The organism is Modestobacter sp. KNN46-3 (genome assembly GCF_011039295.1).
Genome location: NZ_JAAKGN010000188.1, coordinates 1 through 7,909 on the forward strand (window position 1 = coordinate 1; position 7,909 = coordinate 7,909).

The 7,909-nt window shown below is 71.1% G+C and carries 7 protein-coding genes and 1 tRNA gene; 5 read left to right on the forward strand and 3 right to left on the reverse strand.

From position 1 onward, the window contains the following. Positions 1-147: 147 nt before the first annotated feature. From G5C62_RS23810 to G5C62_RS23820, 3 genes are read right to left on the reverse strand one after another with little or no spacing between them, the layout of a single operon-like run. Complete coding sequence (locus G5C62_RS23810; protein WP_164702955.1) at positions 148-1,104, reverse strand: NADPH:quinone oxidoreductase family protein; 957 nt, start codon at positions 1,102-1,104, stop codon at positions 148-150. A 60-nt stretch (positions 1,105-1,164) separates the two neighbouring features. After that, on the reverse strand, positions 1,165-1,980 hold the full coding sequence (locus G5C62_RS23815; protein ID WP_164702956.1) for an SDR family oxidoreductase: 816 nt from the start codon (positions 1,978-1,980) through the stop codon (positions 1,165-1,167). A gap of 13 nt (positions 1,981-1,993) precedes the next feature. After that, positions 1,994-3,316: a M20/M25/M40 family metallo-hydrolase gene (locus G5C62_RS23820; protein ID WP_164702957.1), complete on the reverse strand. Its 1,323-nt coding sequence runs from the start codon at positions 3,314-3,316 to the stop codon at positions 1,994-1,996. Between the two features lie 86 nt (positions 3,317-3,402). Between G5C62_RS23820 and G5C62_RS23825 the strand changes: the two genes are divergently transcribed. The 5 genes from G5C62_RS23825 (at position 3,403) to G5C62_RS23845 (ending at position 7,823) form a co-directional block, all read left to right on the forward strand. After that, a tRNA-Leu gene (locus G5C62_RS23825) sits at positions 3,403-3,490 on the forward strand. Positions 3,491-3,678: 188 nt separating this feature from the next. Continuing rightward, positions 3,679-4,356 (forward strand): hypothetical protein, encoded by a 678-nt coding sequence (locus tag G5C62_RS23830; protein ID WP_164702958.1) that lies wholly within the window; start codon positions 3,679-3,681, stop codon positions 4,354-4,356. 9 nt (positions 4,357-4,365) lie between these two features. Then, a complete protein-coding gene (locus G5C62_RS23835) occupies positions 4,366-5,676 on the forward strand; it encodes a site-specific integrase (RefSeq protein WP_164702959.1) in 1,311 nt (436 codons plus the stop codon). 306 nt (positions 5,677-5,982) lie between these two features. Beyond that, the gene (locus tag G5C62_RS23840) at positions 5,983-6,477 is read left to right on the forward strand and encodes a hypothetical protein (protein ID WP_164702960.1); all 495 of its coding nucleotides are present in this window, start codon (positions 5,983-5,985) and stop codon (positions 6,475-6,477) included. A 323-nt stretch (positions 6,478-6,800) separates the two neighbouring features. After that, positions 6,801-7,823 carry a DEAD/DEAH box helicase family protein gene (locus G5C62_RS23845; RefSeq protein WP_164702961.1) on the forward strand — a complete coding sequence of 341 codons (1,023 nt, stop codon included), beginning with the start codon at positions 6,801-6,803 and terminating at the stop codon, positions 7,821-7,823. The last annotated feature ends 86 nt before the right edge of the window (positions 7,824-7,909 follow it).

Genomic DNA, 7,909 nt, shown 5'->3' on the forward strand with positions numbered 1-7,909 from the left:
ACGGAGATTGGTATAAGAGACGGCCCCATGGTGTGAGGACCCTGTTGCCCCCCCCACCACTCGCGAGCTCGCGGTGCGGCCCTGCTGATGGCCCCGTCCAGCGGCTCGGCCCGAGCTTGCGAGGGCTGAGGAGGACGGGGTCCTTCCTCAGGGGGTGAGGACGACCTTGCCGACGGTGCTGCGGTCGGCGATGGCGGCCATCGCCTGCGGCAGCTCGGTCAGCGGCAGCGACTGACCGACCAGCGGGTCGATCGCCCCGTCGGCGAACAGGTCGCACAGCGCCTCGTGCACCATCCCGATCCGGGCCGGGTCGTGCTTGCGGTAGAGGCCCCAGTGCAGCCCGACGATGCTGTAGTTCTTGACCAGGGCGTGGTTGACCGGCGCCTGCGGGATCGTGCCGCTGGTGAAGCCCACGACCACGAGCCGCCCCTCGAAGGCGATGCACTTGCGGGACTTGTCGAACACCTCGCCGCCGACCGGGTCGTAGACGACGTCGGCGCCGTGGCCGCCGGTGATCTCCTTGACCAGCGGGACGAAGTCCTCCGCGGTGTAGTCGATGACGTGGTCGGCGCCGAGTGAGCGGCAGACCTCGGTCTTGCGCTCCCCGCCGGCGGTGGCGATGACCTTCGCGCCGGCGGCCTTGCCGAGCTGGATCGCTGCCGTCCCCACGCCACCGGCCCCGGCGTGCACCAGCAGCCACTCCCCCGCCTGCAGGGCTGCGCGCCGGTGCAGGCCGACGTAGCCGGTCTGGTAGGTCAGGTACAGCGAGGCGGCCTGCTCGTCCGACATCGCATCGGGCACCGGCCAGGCCGCGGCGGCGTCCATCAGCGCGTACTCGGCGAACGCCCCGGGACCGCCGGACGGCGACCCGAGCACCCGCTGGCCGGTCTCGACGATCTCACCGCACAGCTCCACGCCCGGGGTGTAGGGCAGCGGCGGCCGCTCCTGGTACTGGCCCATCGCCATCAGCACGTCCGGGAAGTTCAGCCCGGCCGCTCGCACCTTGACCAGCACCTGGCCGTCGGCGGCAGTGGGCTGCTCGACCTCGTCGAGGGACATGACCTCGGCCGGGTTCCCGAGGCTGTGGACTCGCCATGCACGCATGCCCGGCACCTTGCCAGAGCAGCCGTGACGCCGATCACCCGGGCTGTGCCCGTGCAGACGTCAGCGCATGGACGGCGGGCGCAGCGCAGTCGGGACGACGGCGGTCTCCCCGCTGGCCGTCCGGGCGGCCGGCACGCCCTTGAACTTGTAGGGCACGGCGCCCACGCCCGGCTGGACGACGTAGGCCGCGCCCGGCTCGGCGCCGGCCCAGGCGGCGACCATCGCCTCGGCGACCTCGCCGGCCGAGAGCACCGGGAAGTCGGCGGCGGCGAACTCGTCGCGGAGCGGGTCGATGATGGCGGTGTCGGCGAACCCGGGGCAGATGGCGGAGATGGTGATGCCGTCGTCCACCAGGCGGGAGGACATCGACCGGACGAACGCCACCACCCCGCCCTTGGCCACGCTGTAGCCGGGGTCGGTCGCCATCGGCGAGAGCCCGGCCAGCGAGGCGGTCACCACGATCGACCCGCCACCGGCGCGGCGCAGGGCCGGCAGCGCGGCCTCGGTGCCGTAGACGACGCCGAAGAGGTCGACGTCGACCACCTTGAGGAACTCGTCGACGTCCAGCGCGTGCCGGGACTGCCCGGCGATGCCGGCGTTGAGGAAGACGGCGTCCAGTCGGCCGTGCTCGGCCTCCACCGCGGCCACCACGGCGGCGTTGGCCGCCCGGTCGGTGACGTCGAGGGCAGCGAAGTGTGCGCCGAGGCCGGCGGCGATCTCGCGGTTGGCCGGGCTGTCGAGGTCGGCGAGGACCACGGTCACCCCGCGCTCGCGGAGCAGCGCAGCGAGGGCACGGCCGAAACCGCCGGTCCCTCCGGTGACGAGGGCGACGTCGCCCTGGGCGGGCGAACCGGGCGCGGGAGTGGTGTCGGTCACGCCCGGCATCACATCACGCCTGGCGCAGGAACCGGTCGAGCACCCGGATGCCGAACTGCATGGAGTCGATGGAGATGCGCTCGTCGATGCCGTGGAACAGCGACGCGAAGTCGAGGTCGGCGGGGAGCTTGAGCGGAGAGAAGCCGAAGCAGCGCATGCCCAGGGTCTCGAAGCTCTTGGCGTCGGTGCCGCCGCTCATGGTGAACGGGACGGCGCGGGCGCCCGGGTCCTCGGCCTGCAACGCCTGGACCATCAGGTCGACCGACGGACCGTCGAACGTCGTCTCCACGGCCTGGTCGTAGGTGATCCACTCGCGGCTGACGCCCTCGCCCAGGAGCTCGTCGAGCTGCTTCTCGAACTCCGCCTCCTGCCCGTACAGGAAGCGGCCGTCGACGGTGGCGCTCGCGGAGCCGGGGATGACGTTGGTCTTGTAGCCGGCGTCGAGCATCGTCGGGTTGGCGGTGTTGCGCAGCGCCGCGCCGATCATCCGGCTGATGCTGCCGAGCCGGGCCAGCGCCTCGTCCGGGTCGTTGGGGTCGATCTCGACCCCGTACGCGTCGCTGACCGCGTCGAGGAACTCGCGCATCGGCGGGGTGAGCACGGTGGGCAGCCGGGTGGAGCCGATCCGGGCGATCGCCTCGGCCAGCCGGGTGACGGCGTTGTCCTCGTGCACGAAGGAGCCGTGGCCGGGCCGCCCCTGGGCGGTCAGCTTCATCCAGGCCAGCCCCTTCTCCGCGGTCTGCACGAGGTAGAGGCGGAGGTCGTCGCGGACGGTGATGCTGAATCCGCCGACCTCGCTGATCGCCTCGGTGCAGCCCTCGAAGAGGTCGGCGTGGTGGTCGACCATGTAGTGCGCGCCCTTGCGGCCGCCGGCCTCCTCGTCGGCGACGAAGGCCAGCACGATGTCGCGGTCGGGCTTCACCCCGGTGCGGGCCCAGTCGCGCACCAGCGCCAGGGTCATCGCGTCCATGTCCTTCATGTCGACCGCGCCGCGGCCCCACACGTAGCCGTCGCGCTGCTCACCGCTGAACGGGTGCACGCTCCACTCGGCCGGGTCGGCCGGGACGACGTCCAGGTGGCCGTGCACCAGCAGCGCCGGGCGGTCGCGGTTCGTGCCCTCGATCCGGGCGACCAGGTTGGCCCGGCCCGGCTCGGACTCGTGGATGACGCTGCTGATCCCCACCTCGTCGAGCTTGGCGGCGACCCACTCGGCGGCCTTCCGCTCCCCCGCGCTGGTGGCGGAGTCACCAGTGTTCGTGGTGTCGATGCGGATGAGGTCGGAGAGCAGGTCCGCGACCTCGGACTGGGCACCGGCCAGGGGCGTGGGCTGCGACATGCGGTCGATGGTGCCACCGGCCCCTGTCCCACACCGGGAAGGGCCTCGGCTATGCTCGTCGAGGCGCTCCACGGAGCGCTCACCTTGTCCGGGTGGCGGAATGGCAGACGCGCTAGCTTGAGGTGCTAGTGCCCTTTATCGGGCGTGGGGGTTCAAGTCCCCCCTCGGACACCAGTACGTGGGAGCCGTCCCACCCTCCTTCGGGTGAACCACATCCGGTTCGGCCGAATCCGAGCTCCGCTGGCGAAACGCCCGGCACAGCTGCGGCCATGCCCCGAACAGCACCACCGGCCCCGCCGCACGCTCGGCGCCGCGGTGGCCAGTCCACGCGCACCCACAGCTCCGCCCTTCATGCGGCCACCATGCCCGCCGTCGCCAGCCCGGCAGTCGGCCCGGCCCCGGCCGGCGGCTGGGCGTTCGGCGGCGGCGCGCCGTCCGCGGCGGAGCTCACCGAGCTGTGGCTGAACACCGACCTGCTCCGGGAGCGTGCGCAGCGGCCGCCGGCCGCCGCCGACTTCACCCCGTTGCACGCCCGCGCGGCCGACCCGGCGCCGGCGCGCACGGAGTTGACCTTCACCAAGCTGGATACCAAGGGCCGGCTTCCGCTGCCGTTGTGCCCGGTGCTCGACGCGCAGTTGCCGGCCGAACGAGACGGCGGTGTGCTGGTCGTCTTCCTGCCAGGTGGCTCCGCAGCTCCCCGGCCCGGCTACGACACCGCGCCGCTGCGCATCGACGGCCGCCGTCGACTGCTGCTCGGCCCGGCGCTGCGCGCGCAGCTCGGCCTGGCCCCCAATGCCACCGTCGTCGCCCGCACCGACACCGACCGTGGCGTGCTGGAGCTGATGCCCGCCAGCCGCCTGGAGCCGCAGCTGGACGAGCTGTTCGACAGCCACCGCCGCCCTCGGCGGAGCACGCCGCCCGGCGCGGAGGAGCAGCCCGTGCCGCGACTCACCGCTCTGCCCGGCGGGCGAATGCAGCGCTCCCCCGGCGCCGCACCGTCTCCGTCGCCGGTGGCCCCCGCCGCCGACGCCGCGAACTGAGGAGATGACATGACCCACCCGAGCACCGGCCAGCCCGGCGACGGGGACGACTTCGCCGCCCGAATGGCCGAGATGGTCGCCGAGGCGCGCAGCCGCGGTGTCGACCTGAGCAGCGTGCTCGCTGCTGCGGAGGGGACCTCGCTGGGCGAGCAGCTGGACCTGCGGCTCCCGGTTCTGCGCCGGGACCACAAGGGGACCTACGGCACCTGGGCGCTGTACCTGCGTCGGCTGACCAAGGGGCTGCCCGGCTTCTGCCCGTGCGTGTGCCTGGCCTGCGCCTCCGGCACCTGCCCGTGCTCGGCCGGAACCCACGCCGAGGGCTGCTCCCCCGATGCGGATGTCGACTGCGGGGACCGGATGCGCGCCCACGGCACCGACTCCGTGCGCGTCATCACCCGCCACCACATCGCCGACGCGGCGTGGTGGGCCCGCCGGCACGCCATGCAGCGCACCGTCGTCCGCAACGCCAAGCGAGAGGCCGCCGGCCGGGTGCTGCACGACCACGACGGCCGGGGCGCCCAGGAGTCCATGGTGCAGGCCTGCCGTTGGTTGTGGAACGAGATGCGCCGCGACGACGTGGTACCGGCTAACGTCGCCCGCGACGTTCGTCTGCCCACGCGTCAGGAACGGGGGGCGCGCAGCCTCGGCGTTCCCGACTTCCTCACCGTGCACAGCCTGGCCACCACCACCGGTGACGACCCGGCTCTCGACGGCCTCATCCTGCGGCACATGGTTATCCAGGCCACCCGCCGCGGCGGTGTCTTGGCCCTGCGCTGCCGCGGCATCAACCGCGACGACTGCACCATCACCTACTGGGACGAGAAACGAGATACTCACCGCACCCGTCCCTCGACGCCCGACCACCTCGACGCGCTGGTCGCGCACGCGCTCGAGCGAGGTCCGCGCGTACCAGCGCCGGCGGACGCGCCCGACGACCTGCGCCGGACAGGCGTCCCGAACCTGTCGCCCAACGACGCGGTCTTCTACTACCAGCCGAAGGACGTCTTCGACGTTGACGGGTTCTTCGTCGCCCGTGAGGCGCGCCCGCTGAGCCGTAAGCGCTTCGAGACGCTGTTCGGTCGCATCCGACGCCACCACCCCGGTTTCGATGCCCGCGGCCTGCGGCCACACGACATCCGCCACACCAGCGGCCGCCTCTTCTACGAGGTCGGTGGCGAGGCCGCCGCGAAGTTCCAGCTGGGGCACGACGGCGGCTCCACCAGCGAGCACTACTACAAGGAGCACATGGACACGCTCGGGCAGCTCAAGCGCGCCCTGTTCTCCCCACCCGGCGCTGCCACGGAGAACCCAGAGGCCTGATGGCGTGCAAGCTGCAGGGGAATCGCTTGCCGAGTCCCCTTCCCCCGGCTGGAACGCTGGAGGCAGGTGCGGCAGAGCGCGACACGACCGCCTGGCCGGCGTCGCACTGTGGCCTCCCCGAGGTGCTCCGACCCTGGCGCGCCACGGTCGACGGCCGGGTCGCCGGCCCATAGGTACGCCGACGTGACAGCCGAACAGCACTGCTGCGTCGACGTGCTCGCCGACCGAGTGCCCCAGCGGGTGAGCGGTGGAGCGCGCTTGCGCCGCCGGGTTCAGTTCGAGTCGGCGAGGGCCGATAGGAATCACATGCCCAACTGGACCGACAATCTGCTCACCGTCACAGGGTCCGCTGATCGTCTCAACGAGTTCCTGGCTGCGGTAAATGGCGAGAACGGCGTCGTCGACTTCGCGACTCACCTACCGCAGGCCCCGGTCGATGACGAGGGTCACGAACAGTCCTGGTGGGGCTTCAACGCATGTGCCACCGAACTCACCAAGCACACCCCCGCGAAACTCGTCTTTTATTTCCAGACGGGATGGGAACCTCCGCTGGCGTGGGCGGAATGCGTCGCCAAAAAGTACCCGGATCTCCGGATGTCATTGCTCTACGCCGAAGAGGGCGAGGGCTACGCCGGACTGTGGATCTCGAACGAGAACGGAACAGCGGACAACTGGCTCAACGTCAATGTGGTCGGCTATCCCGCGGTGTGGGCTTTTCTCGACAGTCTCGGCTGTGACTTTGGGTGGAACGCCCCCGACAACGAGCCTTACGACCGTGACTCGGTCCCCCAGGTTGGCTGACCCGGACTCATGACGCGAGGGCAGACATCGCACACGCCCTGACGGCAACGTCGGTGAGTCTGGGTGGCATGACGGCCACAGCCCGCGGACGCGTGTCGACTCTGCCGGCCGCTCGTCTGAAGCTCGGATCGGGCTGGTGCGGCCAAGGGATGAATCTGCCGGGGTGTGCCTCGCACTCGCGCGAGAGATGTCCCCGTCCTCGCCCCCGAAGTCGCGGCGAACAAGCGAAGCCACACGTGGCATACATCACTCGTATCCGACTGCGCTGTCCGCGCTCCTCCGCACCGTCCAGGTGGCCAAGACCACGAGCCCCTGGAGACCCGTTGACCCACACCGCGATACCCACGCACGTCCACGTCGAACTCGCTGATGCTGCCTCCGTCCCCGGCGCAGGCATTCAGCTTCGTCCGCATCAGCTCGCGGCCCTTTTCGCCGCCACGGAGGCCCTTGTCCATCACGACCGCGGGCAACTGCACATGGCCTGTGGCACCGGCAAGACCCTGACCGCGCTCCGGCTGGCCGAGCGGCTGGAGGCCGACCTGGTCCTGGTGCTGGTCCCAAGCCTGTCTCTGCTTGCGCAGACCCTGCGGGAGTGGCGTCAGCATTGCTTCAGCCCGTTCGACGCCATCGCCGTCTGTTCCGACGACACCGTCACCGACGCCGAGGCGTCAGCCGCGGCCGCCGACATCCCGGCACCGGTCACCACTCACCCGGACGTCCTCGCCGCACACCTCATCGGCCGGCGCGCTGGCCGGACGGTGGTGTTCGCCACGTACCACTCCGCGCTCGTGGTCGCCGCTGCCCAGACGATGGGCGCACCTGCCTTCGACCTGGCGCTGGCCGACGAGGCTCATCGCACCGCCGGACAGGCGGCAACAGCGTTCCAGCTCATCCTGGATGGCGACCGCATCCACGCCACGAAGCGGGTCTTCATGACCGCCACCCCACGGCTGACGAAGGGCGCGTCTGCCACGTCGATGGACGACGAGACCCTCTACGGGCCAGTCATGTACCGCTTCGGCTTCGCGGAGGCCATCGAGGCTGAACTCCTGTGCGACTACCAGGTCGTCGTCGTCGGCGTCACGGACGACTCCATCCGGGAGCAGCTCGAGGAGGGCGCGGAGCTCGTCGTCGGAGAGCACGTGCTGACTGGCTACGAGGGTGCCGCAGCCGTCGCTGTCCTCAAGGCGATGGAGGACTACGGCATCACCCGCATGATCACTTTCCACGGAAACGTCGACCGCGCACAGCGTTTCGCGACCGCGCTGCCAGACGTCGCCGCATCGCTGCTCGCCCCGGGCGAGGTGTCCCGCCCCGGGTCTGATGGAGGCTCTCAATCCACGTGAGGATGAGAGTCATGGCGGCACCGAGGAAGTACCCCGACGAGCTGCGGGAGCGGGCGATCCGGCTGGCGGTCGACGCGCGGCGTGAC

Coding starts and splice junctions, on each gene's coding strand:
- G5C62_RS23810 (WP_164702955.1), bottom strand. CDS start 1,104: ATGCGTGCATGGCGAGTCCACAGCCTCGGGAACCCGGCCGAGGTCATG.
- G5C62_RS23820 (WP_164702957.1), bottom strand. CDS start 3,316: ATGTCGCAGCCCACGCCCCTGGCCGGTGCCCAGTCCGAGGTCGCGGAC.
- G5C62_RS23830 (WP_164702958.1), top strand. CDS start 3,679: ATGCCCGCCGTCGCCAGCCCGGCAGTCGGCCCGGCCCCGGCCGGCGGC.
- G5C62_RS23835 (WP_164702959.1), top strand. CDS start 4,366: ATGACCCACCCGAGCACCGGCCAGCCCGGCGACGGGGACGACTTCGCC.
- G5C62_RS23840 (WP_164702960.1), top strand. CDS start 5,983: ATGCCCAACTGGACCGACAATCTGCTCACCGTCACAGGGTCCGCTGAT.